The organism is Pseudomonas sp. C2B4 (assembly GCF_013359695.1).
In the GTDB taxonomy this organism is placed as follows: Bacteria; Pseudomonadota; Gammaproteobacteria; order Pseudomonadales; family Pseudomonadaceae; genus Aquipseudomonas.
In genome coordinates this window covers 251,241-272,027 of the sequence record NZ_JABFMU010000001.1, presented here as the reverse complement: position 1 = coordinate 272,027, position 20,787 = coordinate 251,241, and the positions used below count along the sequence as shown (strand labels likewise).

The 20,787-nt window shown below is 60.9% G+C and carries 17 protein-coding genes; 7 read left to right on the top strand and 10 right to left on the bottom strand.

Features of this window, described 5'->3' with window-relative positions; translation table 11 throughout:
* Nucleotides 1–10: 10 nt before the first annotated feature.
* On the bottom strand, nucleotides 11–931 hold the full coding sequence (locus HNQ83_RS01280; protein WP_175387296.1) for a LysR substrate-binding domain-containing protein: 921 nt from the start codon (nucleotides 929–931) through the stop codon (nucleotides 11–13).
* A 159-nt stretch (nucleotides 932–1,090) separates the two neighbouring features.
* On the opposite strand from HNQ83_RS01280, the gene HNQ83_RS01275 reads away from it, so the two are divergent.
* Nucleotides 1,091–2,488 carry a NorM family multidrug efflux MATE transporter gene (locus HNQ83_RS01275; RefSeq protein ID WP_175387295.1) on the top strand — a complete coding sequence of 466 codons (1,398 nt, stop codon included), beginning with the start codon at nucleotides 1,091–1,093 and terminating at the stop codon, nucleotides 2,486–2,488.
* Nucleotides 2,489–2,599: 111 nt separating this feature from the next.
* Here HNQ83_RS01275 and HNQ83_RS01270 read toward each other — a convergent pair whose 3' ends face one another.
* Nucleotides 2,600–4,273 (bottom strand): bifunctional diguanylate cyclase/phosphodiesterase, encoded by a 1,674-nt coding sequence (locus tag HNQ83_RS01270; RefSeq protein ID WP_175387294.1) that lies wholly within the window; start codon nucleotides 4,271–4,273, stop codon nucleotides 2,600–2,602.
* Between the two features lie 265 nt (nucleotides 4,274–4,538).
* Here HNQ83_RS01270 and rep point away from each other — a divergent pair, with 265 nt between their 5' ends.
* Complete coding sequence (gene rep / locus HNQ83_RS01265; RefSeq protein ID WP_102699679.1) at nucleotides 4,539–6,548, top strand: DNA helicase Rep; 2,010 nt, start codon at nucleotides 4,539–4,541, stop codon at nucleotides 6,546–6,548.
* Nucleotides 6,549–6,604: 56 nt separating this feature from the next.
* A complete protein-coding gene (locus HNQ83_RS01260) occupies nucleotides 6,605–7,177 on the top strand; it encodes a xanthine phosphoribosyltransferase (protein WP_095052388.1) in 573 nt (190 codons plus the stop codon).
* A 133-nt stretch (nucleotides 7,178–7,310) separates the two neighbouring features.
* On the opposite strand, the gene HNQ83_RS01255 is transcribed toward HNQ83_RS01260, so the two are convergent.
* The 5 genes from HNQ83_RS01255 to dadA form a co-directional block, all read right to left on the bottom strand.
* Entirely contained in the window at nucleotides 7,311–9,233 is a 1,923-nt protein-coding gene (locus HNQ83_RS01255; protein WP_175387293.1) for an acetyl-CoA hydrolase/transferase family protein, read from the bottom strand.
* A 251-nt stretch (nucleotides 9,234–9,484) separates the two neighbouring features.
* A complete protein-coding gene (locus HNQ83_RS01250) occupies nucleotides 9,485–9,895 on the bottom strand; it encodes a cytochrome c5 family protein (RefSeq protein WP_306154465.1) in 411 nt (136 codons plus the stop codon).
* A 182-nt stretch (nucleotides 9,896–10,077) separates the two neighbouring features.
* Complete coding sequence (locus HNQ83_RS01245; protein WP_007947433.1) at nucleotides 10,078–10,626, bottom strand: cupin domain-containing protein; 549 nt, start codon at nucleotides 10,624–10,626, stop codon at nucleotides 10,078–10,080.
* A 128-nt stretch (nucleotides 10,627–10,754) separates the two neighbouring features.
* Entirely contained in the window at nucleotides 10,755–11,828 is a 1,074-nt protein-coding gene (alr, locus tag HNQ83_RS01240) for an alanine racemase (protein ID WP_175387292.1), read from the bottom strand.
* A gap of 133 nt (nucleotides 11,829–11,961) precedes the next feature.
* Nucleotides 11,962–13,266 carry a D-amino acid dehydrogenase gene (dadA, locus tag HNQ83_RS01235; RefSeq protein ID WP_175387291.1) on the bottom strand — a complete coding sequence of 435 codons (1,305 nt, stop codon included), beginning with the start codon at nucleotides 13,264–13,266 and terminating at the stop codon, nucleotides 11,962–11,964.
* Nucleotides 13,267–13,422: 156 nt separating this feature from the next.
* Here dadA and HNQ83_RS01230 point away from each other — a divergent pair, with 156 nt between their 5' ends.
* Nucleotides 13,423–13,911: an Lrp/AsnC ligand binding domain-containing protein gene (locus HNQ83_RS01230; RefSeq protein ID WP_095194410.1), complete on the top strand. Its 489-nt coding sequence runs from the start codon at nucleotides 13,423–13,425 to the stop codon at nucleotides 13,909–13,911.
* A gap of 117 nt (nucleotides 13,912–14,028) precedes the next feature.
* Here the strand turns inward: HNQ83_RS01230 and HNQ83_RS01225 are convergent, their stop codons facing one another.
* The gene (locus tag HNQ83_RS01225; protein ID WP_095194411.1) at nucleotides 14,029–14,382 is read right to left on the bottom strand and encodes a YkgJ family cysteine cluster protein; all 354 of its coding nucleotides are present in this window, start codon (nucleotides 14,380–14,382) and stop codon (nucleotides 14,029–14,031) included.
* Between the two features lie 147 nt (nucleotides 14,383–14,529).
* On the opposite strand from HNQ83_RS01225, the gene HNQ83_RS01220 reads away from it, so the two are divergent.
* Nucleotides 14,530–15,822 carry an FAD-binding oxidoreductase gene (locus HNQ83_RS01220; protein WP_175387290.1) on the top strand — a complete coding sequence of 431 codons (1,293 nt, stop codon included), beginning with the start codon at nucleotides 14,530–14,532 and terminating at the stop codon, nucleotides 15,820–15,822.
* A 144-nt stretch (nucleotides 15,823–15,966) separates the two neighbouring features.
* Here the strand turns inward: HNQ83_RS01220 and HNQ83_RS01215 are convergent, their stop codons facing one another.
* Nucleotides 15,967–16,212, bottom strand: coding sequence for a DUF1127 domain-containing protein (locus HNQ83_RS01215; RefSeq protein WP_175387289.1), 246 nt, complete (start codon nucleotides 16,210–16,212; stop codon nucleotides 15,967–15,969).
* Nucleotides 16,213–16,391: 179 nt separating this feature from the next.
* Here HNQ83_RS01215 and HNQ83_RS01210 point away from each other — a divergent pair, with 179 nt between their 5' ends.
* Nucleotides 16,392–17,825, top strand: coding sequence for a PLP-dependent aminotransferase family protein (locus tag HNQ83_RS01210; RefSeq protein WP_175387288.1), 1,434 nt, complete (start codon nucleotides 16,392–16,394; stop codon nucleotides 17,823–17,825).
* A 60-nt stretch (nucleotides 17,826–17,885) separates the two neighbouring features.
* A complete protein-coding gene (locus HNQ83_RS01205; protein WP_175387287.1) occupies nucleotides 17,886–19,454 on the top strand; it encodes a phospholipase D-like domain-containing protein in 1,569 nt (522 codons plus the stop codon).
* On the opposite strand, the gene HNQ83_RS01200 is transcribed toward HNQ83_RS01205, so the two are convergent.
* Nucleotides 19,451–20,596, bottom strand: coding sequence for an MFS transporter (locus HNQ83_RS01200; RefSeq protein ID WP_175387286.1), 1,146 nt, complete (start codon nucleotides 20,594–20,596; stop codon nucleotides 19,451–19,453). The genes HNQ83_RS01205 and HNQ83_RS01200 overlap by 4 nt on opposite strands.
* Nucleotides 20,597–20,787: the final 191 nt, after the last annotated feature.

Below are 20,787 nucleotides of genomic sequence, written 5' to 3'. Positions count from 1 at the left end.
CTTCATCGTTTCAGCTCAAGTGCACGACATCCGGCAATTCCATGGCCCGAACTTCACTTTGCAGAAAGTCGCTGAGCCGGCGCATGCGCTCACCGCCGGGGCGGGTTTTCGGCCAGACCAGGTAATATTTCTCACCGCTGGCCACAGCTGTCGGCCACGGCAGGCTCAACCGTCCTTGCGCCACATCCTCGGCCACCATCAACAAGTCGCCCATGGATACGCCGTAGCCTCGGGCCGCGGCGATCATGCCCAGCTCCAGCGTGTCGAAGACTTGCCCGCCCTTGAGCGACACCTGTTCGGCCAGGCCCATACGCTCCAGCCAGTTGCGCCAGTCGCGGCGGTCCGGTGTCGGGTGCAGCAGTTCGGTGTTGGCCAGACGCGCGGCATCCCAAGGCTGATCGCTCGGCAGGTTGGGCGCGCCCACCGGGATCAACTCCTCGGGGAACAGGTAACTCGCCTCCCAGTCAGGCGGAAAATGTCCGTTGCTCAGCAACACCGCGCAATCGAACGGCTCATCGTTGAAGTCCACCGAATCGACGTCCATCCAGGCGCTGGTCAACTGCACTTCGTTGCCGGGCTGCAGATGACGGAAGCGACTCAAACGCGCCAGCAACCAGCGCATGGTCAGGGTCGACGGGGCTTTCATGCGCAAAATGTCGTCCTCGGCGCGCAAGGTGTTGCAAGCGCGCTCCAGAGCAGTAAAGCCCTCGCGAATCCCCGGCAACAGTAACCGGGCCGATTCGGTCAGTTGCAGGTGGCGGCCGCTGCGGTGAAACAAGCGGCAGGCAAAATGCTCTTCGAGGGTACGAATATGCCGGCTGACCGCACTTTGCGTAATGGACAACTCTTCGGCGGCACGGGTGAACGAACTGTGCCGCGCCGCCGCTTCGAATGCGCGTAGGGCATACAGGGGAGGAAGACGACGTGACATAGGGAAAAGCTCCTGCACCGGGGTTCGGCCACCCTAGCAGAAACTTTCCAGCATGAGTTTGAATCATGCCATCCATCCTTTTTATCCCTTTGTGCAAACCCCGCAGAGCGCCGAGAATCGACCCTTTCCTGTCGACTTTTCCTACAGAGCGTGATGACCATGCAACATCCAGCACGTATTGAACTCTGGGCCATCCTGCGGCTGGCGGGGCCGTTGATCGCCTCGCAGTTGGCGCACATGCTGATGGTTCTCACCGACACCTTGATGATGGCGCGCCTGAGTCCCGAAGCACTGGCCGGTGGTTCGCTGGGGGCGGCCAGCTATTCGTTCGTGTCGATTTTCTGCATTGGCGTAATTGCCGCAGTCGGCACTCTGGTGGCGATTCGTCAGGGCGCGGGCGATATTTTCGGCGCAGCCCGGCTGACCCAGGCCGGGGTGTGGCTGGCGTGGTTGATGGCGCTGGGCGGAGGGTTGCTGCTGTGGAACCTCAAGCCGGTCCTGCTGCTGTTCGGCCAGACTGAAAGCAACGTGCAGGCGGCCGGGCAATTCCTGGTGTTTCTGCCCTTCGCCCTGCCCGGCTACCTGACATTCATGGCCTTGCGTGGCTTTACCAGCGCCATCGGCCGGGCGACGCCAGTGATGGTCATCAGCCTGGGCGGCACTGTGGCCAACTTCCTGCTCAACTATGCGTTGATTACCGGGATGTTCGGCCTGCCGAAACTGGGCTTGACGGGTATCGGCCTGGTCACCGCGATTGTGGCCAACCTCATGGCCCTGGCGCTGGCGTGGCACATTCGCCGGCACCCGGCCTACGACGCCTACCCGCTGCGGCAGGGTTTGCTGAAGCTCAACCGTCAGTACCTGAAGGAACTGTGGCGCCTGGGCCTGCCCATTGGTGGCACCTACGCCGTGGAGGTTGGGCTGTTTGCATTTGCTGCGCTGTGCATGGGCACCATGGGCAGTACGCAACTGGGCGCGCACCAGATCGCCCTGCAGATCGTTTCGGTAGCCTTCATGGTGCCGGCGGGGATTTCCTACGCGATCACCATGCGCATCGGCCAGCACTACGGCGCCGGACAACTATTGGATGCACGGCTGGCCGGACGGGTCGGCATCGGCTTCGGTGCGGCGGCGATGCTGTGCTTTGCGATGGTGTTCTGGTTGCTGCCGAATCAGTTGGTCGGGCTGTTTCTCGATCACAACGACCCGGCGTTCCGCGAGGTCATCAATCTGGCGGTAAGCCTGTTGGCAGTGGCAGCCTGGTTCGAGCTGTTCGACGGTACGCAAACCATCGCCATGGGCTGCATTCGCGGGCTCAAGGATGCCAAGACCACGTTCCTGGTCGGCCTCGGTTGCTATTGGCTGATCGGCGCTCCGGCCGCGTGGTGGATGGCGTTCCATCTGAATTGGGGGCCAACGGGCGTCTGGTGGGGCCTGGCGCTGGGGCTGGCGTTCGCGGCGGTGAGCTTGACGCTGGCATTTGAGTGGAAGATGAAGCGGATGATTCGGCGCGAGCCGGTGTCGCAAGACGGTTTTCAGATGGCTCAGCCTGACTGAGGTCCCATGTGGGAGCGAGCCTGCTCGCGAAAGTGGTGAATCAGTCACATCAAGTGTTGGATGTGACGCCGTCTTCGCGAGCAGGCTCGCTCCCACAGTAGTGGTCCGTGTTTAGATCACCCCTTCCAGCGGCGCCTGTTGGCTGCCATCGAAAGTCAGATACTCCACCAACTCGGCCAACGCCAACGGCTTGCTGATCAGATACCCCTGCACCTGATCGCAATCAAACCCGCGCAACAGAGCCAGTTGCTCCGGTGTTTCCACACCCTCGGCGACGACTTCCAGATTGAGGTTGTGCGCCAGGTTGATCATCGCGTGAACCAGTTTGCGGTTCTCTTCGCGCTGCTCCATGCCCCCGACAAAGCTCTTGTCGATCTTCAACAAGGTGATCGGCAGGCTGTTGAGGTGCACGAATGACGAGAAGCCGGTGCCGAAATCGTCGAGGGAGAAACGCACGCCCAGGCGACCGAGGGCATCCATGGTCTGCTTGACCAGGTCGCTACGACGCATGACCGCGGTTTCGGTCAATTCGAACTCCAGCCATTGCGCCTCGACGCCGCGCTCGGCAATCAGCCGGCTCAGGGTCGAGAGCAGCTGGCTGTCCTGGAACTGGCGGAACGACAGGTTGATCGCCATGTGCAGCGGCGGCAAACCGCGTTCACGCAAAGCCTGCATGTCGCGCAAGGCCCGGGAAATGACCCAGTATCCGAGCGGCACGATCAGACCGCTCTGCTCGGCCAGCGGCACGAACTCACTCGGTGGCAGCAACCCACGCTCGGCATGGCGCCAGCGCACCAGGGCTTCGAGGCCAACGATTTGCCCATCCTCGAGGTTCAGCCGCGGCTGGTAATGCAGCTCCAGCTCATCACGGCGCAGCGCCCGGCGCAGCTCGGTTTCGAGGTCGGCGATGCTGCGGGCATTACGGTTGATGCGTTCGTTGAAGATATGGAAGGTGCAGCCCTGGGTGCTCTTGGCTTGCTGCATGGCGATGTGGGCGTGCCACATCAGCGGATCGGCACCGGCCTGGGCGCGCGCGTGGGCGATACCCAGGCTGGAGCCGATCAACAGGCTTTCGCCATCGACCCAATAGGGCTCGGCCAGGGCTTCGGTGATGCGTTCGGCCATCCATTCGGCGCGCTGGGGGGCGCGGCGGGTGTCGATGAGCAGGGCGAATTCGTCGCTGCCCAGCCGTGCCAGCTGATCGCCGGCCTCAAGCTGGCTCTTGAGACGCGCGACCACTTGCAGGATCAGTCGGTCGCCGGCCTGATGGCCGAGGGCATCATTGGCGTGTCGGAAGTTGTCGAGATCAAGGTGCCCGAGCGCCAGGCCACGCCCGTCGTTTTCCGCCAGTCGCGCTGTCAGCAGGGTCTGGAAACCCTGGCGGTTGGCGATGCCGGTCAGTGGATCTTGCTCGGCCAGGCGTTGCAGGGTGTTTTCCAGCACGCCGCGCTCACGCACATGGCGCAGGCACCGACGCAGCATGCCGGGGTCGAGGTGGTCGCGTACCAGCCAGTCGCTTACGCCGTCGGGCGGGGTCAGCGGCTCATGCTCGAGCAGCAGCACCGTCGGCAGGCAGCAACGGCCCGGCGCCGGCTGAAGGGCCGGGATCGTCAACAACACCGCGCTGCGGTTGTCATCGAACAGACTGCTGACCGACTCCCAACTCGGCGCGCTGATGAGCACGGCCGAGCTCCCCATCGGAGCCAGACACTCGCGCAACAACGCTGCCCACGCTGGCTCTTCGGCCAGTAGCAGCAAACGCAAGGGTTCGACAGGCGTAGACAAGCTAGCTCCCTAGACTCTGCAAAGATGTAGGCGACGGGCATTATGCCGAGGCGATACCTAATAACCAATGACATCAGTTATCAAAACGAAGCCTTTGTATCTGGAATTACGAACATTAGCCGCAAATCCGTTGCGCATCCTGCGTGAAAGTAACAAAACCGGCAATTAGAGATCGCGTTGTACGTCACAAGTCGGAGAGAGCAGCACAATTCTCTGAGCCTGTTAAAATGCCGGCCCATTTCGTGACTGACCCCTGAATTTCGCTATGTCCCGACTCAATCCCCGGCAGCAAGAAGCCGTGAGCTACGTCGGCGGCCCTCTTTTGGTGCTCGCCGGTGCAGGCTCCGGCAAGACCAGCGTGATCACACGCAAGATCGCCCACCTGATCCAGAGCTGTGGCATCCGCGCCCAGTACATCGTCGCCATGACCTTCACCAACAAGGCCGCGCGAGAGATGAAGGAACGGGTCGGGACCCTGCTGCGCGCCGGTGAAGGTCGCGGCCTGACGGTCTGCACCTTCCACAACCTGGGCCTGAACATCATCCGCAAGGAACATGTGCGGCTGGGCTACAAGCCGGGCTTCTCGATCTTTGACGAGACCGACGTCAAGGCCTTGATGACCGACATCATGCAGAAGGAATACTCGGGCGACGACGGCGTCGACGAGATCAAGAACATGATCGGCGCCTGGAAAAACGACCTGATCCTGCCAGCCCAGGCGCTGGAAAACGCCCGCAATCCCAAGGAACAGACTGCCGCCATCGTCTACACCCACTATCAGCGCACGCTCAAGGCGTTCAACGCGGTGGACTTCGACGACCTGATCCTGCTGCCGGTGAAGCTGTTCGAAGAACACGCCGACATTCTGGAAAAGTGGCAGAACAAGGTGCGCTACCTGCTGGTGGACGAATACCAGGACACCAACGCCAGCCAGTACCTGCTGGTGAAAATGCTCATCGGCAAACGCAACCAGTTCACCGTGGTGGGCGACGACGACCAGTCAATCTACGCCTGGCGCGGCGCGCGGCCGGAAAACCTGATGTTGCTCAAGGAAGACTACCCGTCCTTGAAAGTGGTGATGCTGGAGCAGAACTACCGCTCCACCAGCCGTATCCTGCGCTGTGCCAACGTCCTGATCTCGAACAACCCCCACGAATTCGAAAAGCAGCTGTGGAGTGAAATGGGCCACGGCGACGAGATCCGCGTGATCCGTTGCCGCAACGAAGACGCCGAAGCCGAGCGCGTGGCCATGGAAATCCTCAGCCTGCACCTGCGCACCGACCGACCGTACAGCGATTTCGCGATCCTCTATCGCGGCAACTACCAGGCCAAGCTGATCGAGCTGAAATTGCAGCACCACCAGGTGCCGTATCGCTTGTCCGGCGGTAACAGCTTTTTCGGACGCCAGGAAGTGAAGGACCTGATGGCCTACTTCCGCCTGATCGTGAACCCGGATGACGACAACGCCTTCCTGCGGGTGATCAACGTCCCACGCCGGGAAATCGGTTCGACCACGCTGGAGAAGCTGGGCAACTACGCCACCGAACGAAAAATCTCGATGTACGCCGCCACCGACGAGATCGGCCTCGGCGAGCATCTGGACAGCCGTTTCACCGATCGCCTGTCGCGCTTCAAGCGCTTCATGGACAGGGTCCGCGAGCAATGCGCCGGCGAAGACCCGATCTCGGCCCTGCGCAGCATGGTCATGGACATCGACTACGAAAACTGGCTGCGCACCAACAGCTCCAGCGACAAGGCCGCCGACTACCGCATGGGTAACGTCTGGTTCCTGATCGAGGCGTTGAAAAACACGCTCGAGAAAGACGAAGAAGGCGAAATGACCGTCGAAGACGCCATCGGCAAGCTGGTGCTGCGCGACATGCTTGAGCGTCAGCAAGAAGAGGAAGACGGTGCCGAAGGCGTGCAAATGATGACCCTGCACGCCTCCAAGGGTCTGGAATTCCCCTACGTGTTCATCATGGGCATGGAAGAGGAAATCCTCCCGCACCGCTCCAGCATCGAAGCCGACACCATCGAAGAGGAGCGGCGCCTGGCCTACGTGGGCATTACCCGCGCGCGGCAGACCCTGGCTTTCACCTTCGCCGCCAAGCGCAAGCAGTACGGCGAGATCATCGACTGCGCGCCGAGCCGATTCCTCGATGAGCTGCCACCAGACGACCTGGCCTGGGAAGGCAACGACGACACCCCGACTGAAGTCAAAGCCGTTCGCGGAAACAATGCATTGGCGGATATACGCGCGATGTTAAAGCGCTAGAATTGACCACTTTATTTAGACCTTCGGCGCAAAAGGCGCCAATAGAGGACAGCTTCATGGAAGCCCTGCACAAGAAAATCCGCGAAGAAGGCATCGTGCTTTCCGATCAGGTCCTGAAAGTCGACGCCTTTCTGAACCACCAGATCGACCCGGCCCTGATGAAGCTGATCGGCGACGAATTCGCCACGCTGTTCAAGGACTCGGGCATCACCAAGATCGTCACCATCGAAGCCTCGGGCATCGCGCCAGCGATCATGACCGGCCTGAATCTCGGCGTGCCGGTGATTTTCGCCCGCAAGCACCAGTCCCTGACCCTGACCGAAAACCTGCTGTCGGCGACCGTGTACTCGTTCACCAAGCAGACCGAAAGCACCGTGGCCATCTCCCCGCGTCACCTGACCAGCAGCGACCGCGTGCTGATCATCGACGACTTCCTGGCCAACGGTAAGGCGTCCCAGGCGCTGATCTCGATCATCAAACAGGCCGGCGCCACCGTGGCGGGCCTGGGTATCGTGATCGAGAAGTCGTTCCAGGGCGGCCGTGCCGAGCTGGATGCGCAGGGGTATCGCGTTGAGTCGTTGGCGCGGGTGCAATCGCTGAAGGATGGCGTTGTAACCTTCATCGACTGATCCGCCCGCCACACCGCCTATCCCCTGTGGGAGCGGGCTTGCTCGCGAAAGCGGCCTTTCAGTCAACAGTGATGTTGAATGTTATGGCCTCTTCGCGAGCAGGCTCGCTCCCACAGTGGTTTTGGGTCGACAGTTACTGCGTGGTGGCCTTGAGGCCCGTGAGCAATAGTCGCTGAAACAGGTCCTCTTTCAGGCCTTCCGGATTCGTCAGCTGCATCCGCTCCAAATGCTCGGGAAACTCCGAAGCCGGCGGCGCATCCAGCGCAGCCTTGCCCAATTCCAGTATCTCGCTCAGCTTGAACTTGCTCTTCAACCAGTTCAGCGCCCGCAGCAAGTCCCGCTCCACGTCCGTGAAATCACACCCCAGCGGATACTCCGCAAACAAATGCGCATGCCGTGCCTGAATCGCCTGCAAACGTTGCGGGCTGTTATCCGAGAAACGCGGATCGAGACGGAAGTCCTTGGGCAGCTTGCCGACCTTCTGTGCCTGCTCGATCAAACCCGGCTGAAAACGCGAGTCGCTGATGTTCAACAGGGCTTCGATCACCGCTGCATCCGTCTTGCCGCGAAGATCGGCGATACCGTATTCGGTCACCACGATGTCTCGCAGGTGCCGTGGGATCGTACAGTGACCGTACTCCCAGACGATGTTGGAACTGACCTCACCACCCGACTCCCGCCAGCTGCGCAGCAGTAACACCGAGCGTGCGCCTTGCAGTGCATGACCCTGCGCCACGAAGTTGTATTGCCCGCCAACACCACTGAGCACGCGCCCGTCTTCGAGCTGATCGGCTACACCGGCGCCCAGCAGGGTCATGGTGAAGGCCGTGTTGATGAACCGCGCATCCACACGCTGCAAACGCTTGAGTTCTTCCTGGCCGTACAGCTCGTTGATGTAGCTGATGCGGGTCATGTTGAATTCGCGCCGCTTGCCGTGCGGCAAGTCGCGTAGACGCTCATAGAAACTGCGGGGGCCAAGGAAAAACCCGCCGTGCACGCAGATGCCGTCGGTCTGCGCCGATTCATCGAGCGTACCGGCGTTCGCCTGTTGTTGCGTCTGTACGTCCGGATAGACCTTGCGCCGCACGATCCCGGCGTCGGCCAGCACCAGCAGGCCGTTGACGAACATTTCACTGCAACCGTACAGGCCCTTGGCAAAGGGTTCGAGGCCGCCTTCGCGTTCGATCAGTTTCGCCCAATGGCTGAGATCTACATCTGCAAGCAACGCCTTGTAACTGCCGTTATCCGCCTGACGCGCTAAAAGCGCTGCGGTCAGCGCATCGCCCATGGCCCCGATGCCAATCTGCAGGGTGCCGCCGTCGCGTACCAGCGTACTGGCGTGCAGACCGATGAAATGATCCTGGGAACCCACCGGCATGTTCGGCGTGGAGAACAGTGTGGTGCTGTCCTTCTCGTCGATCAGCAGGTCAAAGGTGTCGATGCTGACGTCGGCATCACCGGGCATATAGGGCAAATCATCGTGCACTTGGCCGACCATCAGGATCGTCTCCCCGGCGGCCCGGCGTTTGGCAATCATCGGCAACAGATCGAGGGTGATGTCCGGGTTGCAGCTCAGGCTCAGGCGATCGGGATGATCGCTGTGGCTGGCCATCAGCTGCGCCACCAGGTTCAGGCCGGCAGCGTTGATGTCCCGGGCTGCATGGCTGTAGTTGCTGCTGACGTAATCCTGCTGCGCCGCAGCGCTGTTGAGCAGGCTGCCGGGCTGCATGAAGAATTGCTGGATATGAATATTGCCCGGCAGGTTGTCGCGACGCAGATCGGCAAGGAAATCCAGCTCCGGATAGTCGCCGAAGACCTGCTCGATGAACGGTTCGAGAAAGCGCTTCTGCAGGCCATCGCCCAGTGCAGGACGGCCCAGGCACAGCGCGGTGTAGATCGTCAGCCGCCGCTCCGGCAACCGCGCCATGCGCCGATACAGCGCGTTGACGAACGGGTTGGGTTTACCCAGGCCCAGCGGCAGGCCCATGTGAATGTGCGCCGGCAATCTCGCCAACACCTCATCGACCGCTTGCTCGATAGAACACAGCTGAACCATCCGATCCTCCCTTACATTCCATGAACTGGGGTTGGACCGAGCTTGCCGGGTCTTTGCTGCAATTAACAGCCCTGCAGGAGCGAACTCGCTCACGAAAAACCCGGGGGCGCCGCTGGGCATCTGGGTTCACGCGTTATCGTTCACGACCATCGCGAGCAGGCTCGCTCCTACAGGGATCACTGGCGCTTAACGAAATCGCAGGCACAAAAAAGCCGCTCGAAAGCGGCTTTTTTTCGAAAGAGACGGGCTTGTTACAGGCCGGACATCTCTTTGATGGCGCCTTTGAGCTCGTCATCGGAGCAGTCGGCGCAGGTGCCTTTAGGCGGCATCGAGTTGATACCGGTAATGGCTTTAGCCAGGATGCCGTCGAGGCCGCCCTGGTGATCGGCACGCTCTTTCCAGGCTGCCTTGTCGCCGATTTTCGGCGCGCCCAACAGGCCAGTGCCGTGGCAAGCATTGCAATGCTTGGCAATAACATCTTTAGGCGCTTTGGCACCACCGCCGCCGGCAGCAGCGGCGACTTCCATGCCCTTGCACTCTTTACCTTGAACACAGACCTGGCCGACTGGCTCAAGGCGTTTGGCAACATCGTCATTCGTCGCAGCTTGTGCGTTGACAGCCCAGAGGGCCAATACGGTTGCTGGTACGGCCAGCATTTTCATAATTAGGTTCACGCGTTCACCCTCAATGGTGGCTAGTCACGCCTACGGCCACGGTTCGCAGGCGGGCGCAAGTATAGCGGTAAGCCCGCGACACTGAAACAACCCCAAAATCAAAGGGGTCTTGTTGCGCAACGAAAAAACAGCTCGGGTGCCTCGGCCATGCTGGCAGGGCGCCTCTTTTCTTAAAAATTCGCGGGTGTAGCTGCGCTGATTAGTCGCGCCGGCGCATCGAACGGATTACGGAAACGATGCGGCTTGGTACTTTCAAAGTAGTAGCTATCGCCGGCTTCGAGCACAAATGTTTCAAGCCCGACCACCAACTCAAGCCGACCTTCCACCAAAATTCCGGTTTCCTCGCCTTCGTGCGTGAGCATTTCGTCACCGGTGTCGGCGCCTGGCGGGTAGATTTCATTGAGGAAGGCGATAGCCCGGCTCGGGTGAGCCCGGCCGACCAGTTTCATGGTCACTGCACCGTCGGAAATGTCGATCAGCTCGTTTGCCTTGTAGACGATCTGAGTCGGTTTTTCCTGCAGGATTTCTTCGGAAAAGAACTCGACCATGGACATGGGAATCCCGCCCAACACTTTCCTCAGCGAACTGATCGAGGGGCTGACGCTGTTCTTCTCGATCATCGAAATGGTGCTGTTGGTGACGCCCGCGCGTTTGGCGAGTTCACGCTGGGAAAGACCTTTGAGCTTACGGATCGATTGCAGTCGTTCACCGACGTCCAAAGCTTGCGCCTCCAGGGATTCAGGTTGTTGGAATATTGAGCGTTATCATGGCGACAGCGTTCAGTATTTACAACACTTTGACCTGAATCCTGTTCAGCGAGGCGACTTTCGGTCCGGCTCGCCTGGCGTCAGCTCCCGGAATAGAGCATTGGCACCCGGCGCAGGTTGCAGAAGATCTGATAAGGAATCGTGCCCGCCGCGATGGCCACATCGCTGGCGAGGATGTTTTTGCCCCACAACTCGACCGTCGAGCCCAGGCCCGCTTGCGGAATATCGGTCAGGTCGACGCAGAGCATGTCCATCGACACCCGGCCGATCAACTGGCTGCGTTGCCCGGCGACCAATACGGGTGTCCCGGTCGGCGCCAGCCGCGGATAGCCGTCGGCATAACCCATGGCCACCACGCCAACGCGCATCGGCTTCTGGGTGATGAATTTGGCGCCGTAGCCGATCGGCTCGCCGGCTGGCAATTCACGAACGCTGATCACTTTCGACTCGAGGGTCATCACCGGTTGCAGGCGCGAGGCCACGGCGTTGGCTTCTTCGAACGGTGTGGCGCCGTAGAGCATGATGCCCGGACGTACCCAATCGCTTGGAATCTGCGGCCAACCCAGCACTGCAGGGGAATTGCGCAGGCTGACTTCGGCCGACAAGCCCTGACGCGCCGCCTCAAAGACCGCGACCTGCTCGGCGCTGGCCTGACAGTTCAATTCGTCGGCACGGGCGAAGTGGCTCATCAGCACAATCTTCGCCACTTTGCCGCTGGCCAGTAGCCGTTGATAAGCGGCCTGGTAGTCCTTCGGATGCAGGCCGACACGGTGCATGCCCGAGTCGAGCTTGAGCCAGACCGTGATCGGCTTGCTCAGCGCCGCTTTCTCGATGGCTTCGAGTTGCCACAGCGAATGCACCACGCACCAGAAGTCATGCTCGACAATCAGCGACAGTTCATCGGCTTCGAAAAAGCCTTCCAGCAGCAACACCGGCGCACGAATACCGGCGGCGCGCAGTTCCAGGGCCTCTTCGATGCAGGCCACCGCAAAACCGTCCGCCTCGGCTTCGAGCGCCTGGGCGCAACGCACCGCGCCATGACCATAGGCATCGGCCTTGATCACCGCGAGGGCGCGGGCACCCGTTACTTCACGGGCGATCTGGTAGTTGTGACGAAGGGCTTGAAGGTCGATCAGGGCACGGGCAGGACGCATGGCGGCAGACTTCTGGTCGGTCGTTGGGAAGAAAAACCGGCGCTGGCTGACGATGTTAACCGCGAGTAGCGCCGGGAGAGGGATCTATCTGGCTGGCTTGGGGTAAAGCGGCCACAGCCGACCGCTTGGGCAATTACTGGTGAGCCGGTGCCGGGCTGACATGCTTGGCAGACTCCGGGCTCTTGCTGCCATAGCGAGAAATATCGAGGCCTTCGGCGCTGATCTGCGGCTTTCTCTTCGCCATCAGGTCAGCCAGCAAACGGCCCGAGCCACAGGCCATGGTCCAGCCGAGCGTACCGTGACCGGTGTTCAGGAATAGGTTCTTGAACGGTGTGGCACCGACGATTGGCGTGCCATCAGGAGTGGTCGGACGCAGGCCGGTCCAGAAGCTGGCCTCGGCCAGATTGCCGCCCTGAGGATAAAGGTCATTGACGATCATCTCCAGGGTTTCGCGGCGACGCGGGTTCAGCGACAGGTCAAAACCGGCGATCTCCGCCATGCCACCGACGCGGATGCGGTTGTCGAAACGGGTGATCGCGACCTTGTAGGTCTCGTCGAGAATGGTCGAGGTCGGGGCCATCGCCGGGTTGGTGATCGGCACGGTCAGGGAGTAGCCCTTGAGCGGATACACCGGCGCCTTGATGCCCAACGGCTTGAGCAATTGCGGCGAGTAGCTGCCCAATGCCAGCACGTAGCGGTCAGCGGTTTCCAGCTTGCCGTCGATCCACACGCCGTTGATGCGATCACCGGCGAAGTCGAGGCGCTGAATATCCTGGCCGAAACGGAATTGCACACCGAGTTTCACGGCCATTTCTGCAAGTTTGGTCGTGAACATCTGGCAGTCGCCGGTCTGGTCGTTCGGTAGACGCAGGGCACCGGCGAGGATATCGGTGACGCTGGCCAAGGCCGGTTCAACGCGGGCAATGCCTTCGCGGTCGAGCAATTCGAACGGCACACCGGATTCTTTCAGCACGGCGATGTCTTTCGCGGCGCCGTCGAGCTGGGCCTGGGTGCGGAACAGTTGGGTGGTGCCGAGGCTGCGGCCTTCGTAGGCAATGCCGGTTTCCGCGCGCAGTTCGTCGAGGCAGTCACGGCTGTACTCGGACAGACGGACCATGCGCTCCTTGTTCACCGCATAACGGCTGGCGGTGCAGTTGCGCAGCATCTGTGCCATCCACAGGTACTGGTCGATGTCGCCAGTGGCCTTGATTGCCAGCGGTGCGTGGCGCTGCAACAGCCATTTGATGGCTTTGAGCGGCACGCCCGGCGCCGCCCATGGCGAGGCGTAACCCGGCGAAACCTGGCCGGCGTTGGCGAAACTGGTCTCCATGGCAGCAGCCGGCTGCCGGTCGACCACCACCACTTCAAACCCGGCACGGGCCAGGTAATAGGCACTGGTGACACCGATGACGCCGCTACCCAAGACCATAACGCGCATTTTCATATCCTCATCGCGGCTGACCGCTGACGTGTGTAATACAAAGCTTTAGATGCGCGCAGTTTAAAAAAGATTCAGCAGTGATTTTCACTATATAAGCGCCTATATTTGGCGACAATTCTCGGCAAAAACCCTTTTCACGGAGGCGCATCCCCTATGCGTACCAACACTCAAACCAAACGTGAGCTGGACAAGATCGACCGCAGCATCCTGCGGATCCTGCAAGCGGACGGGCGCATCTCGTTTACCGAGCTTGGGGAAAAGGTCGGACTCTCGACCACGCCCTGCACCGAGCGGGTCCGGCGCCTGGAGCGCGAAGGGATCATCATGGGCTACAACGCGCGGCTCAATCCGCAGCACCTCAAGGGAAGTCTGCTGGTGTTCGTCGAGATCAGCCTCGACTACAAATCCGGCGACACTTTCGAGGAGTTCCGACGCGCGGTACTGAAACTGCCCCATGTGCTGGAATGCCACCTGGTATCAGGGGATTTTGACTACCTGGTGAAGGCGCGGATTTCCGAGATGGCGTCTTACCGTAAGCTGTTGGGGGACATCCTGCTCAAGCTGCCCCATGTGCGCGAATCCAAGAGCTATATCGTGATGGAAGAGGTGAAGGAGAGCCTGAGCCTGCCGATTCCGGATTGAGATTTTACAGCGTCAGACCGAGTCGCCTGCCTTCGCGAGCAGGCTCGCTCCCACAAGTACTGCAGTGAACCTGTGGGAGCGAGCCTGCTCGCGAAGGCAGGCGACTCGGTCTGACGCTTAAACAAGCACCTGCCGGTTCGAAGCCATGTACTCAAATACCTGCTTCTCCACTCGCGGGTGAATCAATTCCACCGGTCGCCGGCCATTCGGGCATGGCAATGTCTGGGTAGTGCCAAACAATCGGCAGATCAACGGTCGCTCGTCATACACCGTGCAGCCATTGGGTCCAAGATGAACGCAATTCAGTTCGTCCATCGCCGCCTCCTGCTCGGCCCGGGTCTTGCGCGGCAGCCGGGACATTTCTTCCGGCGAGGTGGTCACCGGGCCGCAGCAGTCATGGCAGCCGGGCACGCATTCGAACGAGGGAATCTGCTGGCGCAGGGTGCGAATTTTCTGGCTGTTGCAGCTCATCGTGGCGCTGACCGATAACGGGATAGAGCGCAATTCTGAGGCAAAAGCCGCGATCCAGACAGCGGCAACCGACCAATGTTGCCCGCCCGCAAAGGTCCGGCTTATTCTCCGTCAAGTTTTCTAAACACAAGAATCAGGATGACGCCCATGAATGCCGGTGCCCAGCACGCTGCCTCCTACTACGCCGCCAGCAGCCTGCCGCAGCCGGATTACCCGATGCTCAAAGGCGAAGTACTGGCCGATGTGTGCGTGGTCGGTGGCGGTTTTTCGGGGTTGAACACGGCGCTGGAGCTGGCCGAACGCGGCCTCAGTGTGGTGCTGCTCGAAGCCCGCAAGATCGGCTGGGGCGCCAGTGGACGCAACGGCGGGCAGCTGATTCGCGGGGTCGGCCATGGCCTCGATCAGTTCGCTAACGTCATTGGCACCGACGGTGTGCGTCAGATGAAGCTCATGGGCCTGGAAGCCGTGGAAATCGTCCGACAGCGGGTCGAGCGTTTTCAGATCCCCTGCGACCTGACTTGGGGTTACTGCGACCTGGCCAACAAGCCCCGTGACCTCGAAGGCTTTGCTGAAGACGCCGAAGAACTGCGCAGCCTCGGCTACCGCTACGAAACCCGCCTGCTGCAACCCCACGAAATGCACACTGTGGTGGGTTCCGACCGTTATGTGGGCGGACTGATCGACATGGGCTCCGGGCATTTGCATCCGCTGAACCTGGTGCTGGGCGAAGCCACCGCGGCGCAACAACTGGGCGTCAAACTCTTCGAACAGTCGGCCGTCACCCGCATCGATTACGGCCCCGAGATCAAAGTGCATACCGCCCAGGGCACGGTTCGCGCCAGGACATTGGTGCTGGGTTGCAATGCCTATCTCAACGAACTCAACCCTGAACTCAGTGGCAAGGTGCTGCCGGCTGGCAGTTACATCATCGCCACCGAACCGCTGAGCGAGGAGCTGGCGCACTCGCTGCTGCCGCAGAACATGGCGGTCTGCGATCAACGGGTGGCGCTGGATTATTACCGACTCTCGGCGGACCGACGCTTGCTGTTCGGAGGGGCCTGCCATTACTCGGGACGGGATCCGAAAGACATCGCGGCCTACATGCGGCCAAAGATGCTGGAGGTTTTTCCGCAATTGGCCTCGGTGAAGATTGATTATCAATGGGGCGGCATGATCGGCATCGGCGCCAACCGCCTGCCGCAGATCGGCCGACTCAAGGAACAGCCGAACGTGTATTACGCCCAGGCTTATTCCGGTCACGGGGTGAATGCCACGCACTTGGCGGGCAAGCTATTGGCCGAGGCCATCAGCGGCCAGCAGAGTGGCGGGTTCGATCTGTTTGCCAAGGTGCCGCACATGACCTTCCCGGGCGGCAGGCATTTGCGCTCGCCGTTGTTGGCGTTGGGGATGTTGTGGCATCGGTTTAAAGAATTGATCTAGAGATTTTGTGGTGTTTTCGTTGGCGCCTTCGCGAGCAGGCTCGCTCCCACCATTGATCTTTGTCGCTCACAAATAGTGTGCATACAGATGATCTATTGTGGGAGCGAGCCTGCTCGCGAATGGATCTAATGACCACTGCAATGCTCAGATCCGCCAAAAGGGTTTCAGCCCCTCCTCCCGCGCCTGCTCACGGGTCAGCCCGATGTCCTTGAGCTGCTCCGGCGTCAGCGCCAGCAACGCCTTGCGCGTGTGCAGACGATGCCAGAACAGGCCCCAGCGACTCAGGCCCGACGGTGCATTGCGCATGTTCGCCTCGCGTGCACTGTTTTCATGCCCTGCCGTCAGTTCCTGACTGTGTAACGTCAGCCGCACATCGCTCAAGCCGTTCATCTTGAATGCTCCTGTTTACTTGGGTAGCCAGAGGTTTCATGATGCGCGGACGGCCAAAACCATTACAGATCCAATGCATCTGTATTATTTCCATACAGATTTAGCAGCCTGACCTCTGAATCCTGTTTTTTTGCCCCATCTGTACTGGTTAGCCGAACGACCTTTATCGAGACTGCACCATGACCCTCTACGTCAATCTCGCCGAATTGCTCGGCACGCGTATCGAACAGGGCTTCTATCGGCCCGGCGACCGACTGCCGTCGGTGCGGGCGCTGAGCATCGAACACGGGGTCAGCCTGAGCACCGTGCAGCAGGCCTATCGCGTGCTGGAAGACAGCGGACTGGCCACGCCAAAGCCCAAGTCCGGGTATTTCGTGCCCGTCAGCCGGGAACTGCCGGAGCTGCCAGTAGTGGGCCGCCCCGCCCAGCGGCCGGTGGACATTTCCCAGTGGGATCAGGTGCTGGAGTTGATCCGCGCGGTACCGCGCAAGGATGTGGTGCAACTCGGTCGTGGCATGCCGGACATCACTACCCCGACCCTCAAACCCTTGCTACGCGGCCTGGCGCAGCTCAGCCGTCGGCAAGACATGCCCGGCCTGTATTACGACAACATCCACGGACACCTCGAACTGCGCGAACAGATTGCCCGCCTCATGCTCGATTCCGGGTGCCAGTTAAGCCCTGGCGATCTGGTGGTGACGACCGGCTGCCATGAAGCGTTGTCCACCAGCATCCGCTCGATCTGCGAACCGGGCGACATCGTGGCCGTGGACTCGCCCAGCTTTCACGGCGCCATGCAAACCTTAAAGGGCCTGGGCATGAAAGCCCTGGAGATCCCTACCGACCCTCTGACCGGGATCAGCATCGACGCCCTTGAACTAGCTCTGGAGCAGTGGCCGATCAAGGCCATACAGTTGACCCCCAACTGCAACAATCCGTTGGGCTACATCATGCCGGAGTCGCGCAAACGCGCATTGTTGACGCTCGCACAGCGCTTCGATGTGGCAATCATCGAGGACGATGTGTATGGCGAACTGTCCTACACCTACCCGCGACCTCGGACGATCAAATCCTTCGACGAAGACGGCCGTGTCCTGCTGTGCAGTTCATTTTCCAAGACCCTCGCCCCGGGCCTGCGCATTGGCTGGGTTGCGCCCGGCCGCTATCTGGAACGGGTGCTGCACATGAAATACATCAGCACCGGCTCCACCGCACCGCAACCACAGATCGCCATCGCCGAATTCATCAAAGGCGGGCATTTCGAGCCGCATTTGCGGCGGATGCGCACGCAATACCAGCGCAATCGCGACGCGATGATCGATTGGGTTACCCGCTACTTCCCTGCCGGCACCCGCGCCAGCCGCCCGCAAGGCAGCTTCATGCTGTGGGTTGAACTGCCGGAAGGCTTCGACACCCTGAAACTCAATCGCGCCTTGCACGACCAGGGCGTACAGATTGCCGTCGGCAGTATCTTTTCCGCCTCGGGCAAGTACCGCAATTGCCTGCGCATGAACTACGCTGCCAAACCAACGGCACAGATTGAAGAAGCCGTGCGCAAGGTCGGCGCCGCCGCCATCAAACTGCTGGCGGAGACCGATGGGCTGACCGACTGACCTTTCTGCGGAGACCAGCGTCCATATGCCAACATCTGCCGCCAATCGGAACGGTCCCACGTGAGAGTCAGACAGCCCCTGCTTGCTCTGGTGTTACTTGCTTCGTTCCTTGGCGGCTGCGCCAGTTTCGACGTGCAGCGCGAACCGAGCCAGGCGCTGCCGGCGAGCGCTTCGGCCTTTGGCCGTTCTGTCCAGGCCCAGGCGGCGCCCCATGAAGGAAAGTCGGGGTTTCGCCTGCTGTCCGACAGCACCGAAGCCTTCACCGCCCGCGCCGAACTGATCCGCAATGCCCAAGGCAGCCTCGATCTGCAGTACTACATCGTCCATGACGGCGTCAGCACGCGAATGCTGGTGGAAGAACTGCTCAAGGCTGCTGATCGCGGCGTGAGGGTGCGTATTCTCCTCGACGACACCACCAGCGATGGCCAGGACGTCACCATCGCCACCCTGGCAGCACACCCACAGATTCAGATTCGCGTATTCAACCCCCTGCATCTGGGGCGCAGCACTGGCGTGACGCGCACCATGGGCCGCCTGTTCAACCTGTCGCAGCAGCACCGGCGCATGCACAACAAACTGTGGCTGGCCGACAACAGCATGGCCATCGTCGGTGGGCGCAATCTGGGGGACGAGTATTTCGATGCCGAGCCGAACCTGAATTTCACTGATATCGACATACTCGGCGTCGGCCCGGTCGCCGAGCAGTTGGGCCACAGTTTCGACCAGTACTGGAACAGTGCGCTGAGTAAGCCAGTCGAGCAGTTCCTGTCGCGCAAACCGACCGCACAGGACCTGAAAAACACCCGGACGCGCCTGGAAGAGTCCCTGGCGGAATCGCGCAAACAGAATCACGCGCTGTTTCAACAATTGATGAAGTTCGCTACCGACCCGCGCCTGGACATCTGGCGCAAAGAGCTGATCTGGGCCTGGAACCAGGCGTTGTGGGATGCGCCAAGCAAGGTACTGGCGGACGGCGAGCCAGACCCGCAATTGCTGCTGACCACCCAATTGGCGCCCGAGCTCAATGGAGTCAGCAAAGAGTTGGTGATGGTTTCGGCCTACTTCGTGCCGGGCCAACCGGGGCTGGTGTACCTGACCGGCCGCGCTGATTCCGGTGTGTCGGTGCGGCTGCTGACCAACTCACTGGAAGCCACGGACGTACCGGCGGTGCATGGCGGCTATGCGCCCTATCGCAAGGCGCTGCTGGAGCATGGCGTGCAACTCTACGAATTGCGCCGCCAGCCCGGCGATGAAAGCGGCAGCGGACCTCGCCTGTTTTCCCGACGATCCTATGGCGAATCCGATTCCAGCCTGCACAGCAAGGCGATCATCTTCGACCAGCAGAAAGCCTTCATCGGCTCATTCAACTTCGACCCGCGCTCGGCACTCTGGAACACCGAAGTCGGGGTGCTGGTGGACAGCCCGGAACTCGCGGCCCGCGTTCGTGAACTGGCGCTGGAGGGCATGGCGCCGCCCCTGAGTTATCAGGCGCGGCTGGAGAATGGCCGGGTGGTGTGGGTGACCGAAGATGACGGAAAAATGCACACCCTGACCAAGGAGCCGGGCAGCTGGTGGCGGCGCTTCAATGCCTGGTTCAGCAATACGGTCGGCCTTGAACGAATGCTTTAGGCCGGCTCGGCAACCGCGCCAAACGCGCCCTGGCGCGATACCAGAATCACCAACCCAAATGCTCCCGCCGCCATCAGCAACGGCAACGCATGCCCGCTAATCCACTGGCTGCCGGCACCGGCAATCAACGGCCCGAGCAGACAACCGATCCCCCATAGCTGCGCGATGTGCGCATTGGCCCGAACCAGCGCATCGTCACGATAACGCTCGCCGATCAGAATCAGGGATAAGGTAAACAACCCGCCGGCACTGGCGCCAAACAGCACCCACAGTGGCCAGATCAGCAGCGTATCGATCAGCAACGGGATTGCCAGGCTCGACACCAGCAGGACCATCGCGCACCAGGTGAACAATGCACGGCGCGACATCCGGTCCGCCAGCGCGCCAATCGGCAATTGCAGCAAGGCATCGCCCACCACCACCGTGCTGACCATCGCCAGGGCAATTTCCGTGGTGAAGCCCTGGCGCAGGCAATACACCGGCAACAACGTCAGGATCATCGCTTCGAATGCGGCGAACAATGACACCGCCCAGGCAATCGCCGGCAAGCCGCGGCAGAAGGTGAGCAAATCACCGAAGGTCACGCTGCAGGCCTCGCTGCTGGGTGCGCCACTGCGGCCCAACAACAGCAAAGGCGCCGCCACCAGCAATCCGACGCCGACCCAGAAGCCATAATCGTGCTCGGTACCCAGCACACCCAGCAGTATCGGCCCGGCCAACTGGCTCAACGCATAACTGCTGCCGTACAGCGCCACCAGTCGTCCGCGCCACTCTTCGACCACCAGTTGGTTGATCCAGCTTTCGCCCAGGATGAACACCAGGGTCAGCACCACGCCGATCATCAAGCGCAGCACCAGCCAGATCGGGTAGCTCGGCATCAGCGCCAGCAAACCAATGGACACAGCCCCGCCCCACAGGCACAGGCGCATTAGATTGGCGGTGCCGAGGCGCGCCGCCAGATGACTGGAGATCTTTGCACCCAGCAGAACGCCAATGGCCGGCATTGCCGCCATTACACCGATGGCAAACGAGCCGTAGCCCCAGCTTTCCAGGCGAAACGACACCAGCGGCATGCTGACACCCAAGGCCAGCCCGACACTCAAGACAGACGCCAACACGGCGAAATACGTCGCCCAACGCATGTTCCACGCTCCTGTGGATATTTTTATGTACAACACAAAACACTGTGGGAGCGAGCCTTTGTGGCGAGGGGATTTATCCCCGCTGGGTCGCGTAGCGGCCCCAAAACCTGCAATTACGGAGTATCAGATACACCGCGCACGCTGGTTTTGCGACTGCTTCGCAGCCGAACGGGGATAAATCCCCTCACCAC

What these genes read in the sequence shown, in the direction of transcription:
- HNQ83_RS01200 (WP_175387286.1), bottom strand. Translation starts at nt 20,596, where the DNA reads ATGCGTTGGGCGACGTATTTCGCCGTGTTGGCGTCTGTCTTGAGTGTC.
- HNQ83_RS01280 (WP_175387296.1), bottom strand. Translation starts at nt 931, where the DNA reads ATGTCACGTCGTCTTCCTCCCCTGTATGCCCTACGCGCATTCGAAGCG.
- HNQ83_RS01230 (WP_095194410.1), top strand. Translation starts at nt 13,423, where the DNA reads ATGCGTACCAACACTCAAACCAAACGTGAGCTGGACAAGATCGACCGC.
- HNQ83_RS01220 (WP_175387290.1), top strand. Translation starts at nt 14,530, where the DNA reads ATGAATGCCGGTGCCCAGCACGCTGCCTCCTACTACGCCGCCAGCAGC.
- HNQ83_RS01275 (WP_175387295.1), top strand. Translation starts at nt 1,091, where the DNA reads ATGCAACATCCAGCACGTATTGAACTCTGGGCCATCCTGCGGCTGGCG.
- HNQ83_RS01250 (WP_306154465.1), bottom strand. Translation starts at nt 9,895, where the DNA reads ATGAAAATGCTGGCCGTACCAGCAACCGTATTGGCCCTCTGGGCTGTC.
- HNQ83_RS01255 (WP_175387293.1), bottom strand. Translation starts at nt 9,233, where the DNA reads ATGGTTCAGCTGTGTTCTATCGAGCAAGCGGTCGATGAGGTGTTGGCG.
- rep (WP_102699679.1), top strand. Translation starts at nt 4,539, where the DNA reads ATGTCCCGACTCAATCCCCGGCAGCAAGAAGCCGTGAGCTACGTCGGC.
- alr (WP_175387292.1), bottom strand. Translation starts at nt 11,828, where the DNA reads ATGCGTCCTGCCCGTGCCCTGATCGACCTTCAAGCCCTTCGTCACAAC.
- HNQ83_RS01210 (WP_175387288.1), top strand. Translation starts at nt 16,392, where the DNA reads ATGACCCTCTACGTCAATCTCGCCGAATTGCTCGGCACGCGTATCGAA.
- dadA (WP_175387291.1), bottom strand. Translation starts at nt 13,266, where the DNA reads ATGCGCGTTATGGTCTTGGGTAGCGGCGTCATCGGTGTCACCAGTGCC.
- HNQ83_RS01260 (WP_095052388.1), top strand. Translation starts at nt 6,605, where the DNA reads ATGGAAGCCCTGCACAAGAAAATCCGCGAAGAAGGCATCGTGCTTTCC.
- HNQ83_RS01215 (WP_175387289.1), bottom strand. Translation starts at nt 16,212, where the DNA reads ATGAACGGCTTGAGCGATGTGCGGCTGACGTTACACAGTCAGGAACTG.
- HNQ83_RS01225 (WP_095194411.1), bottom strand. Translation starts at nt 14,382, where the DNA reads ATGAGCTGCAACAGCCAGAAAATTCGCACCCTGCGCCAGCAGATTCCC.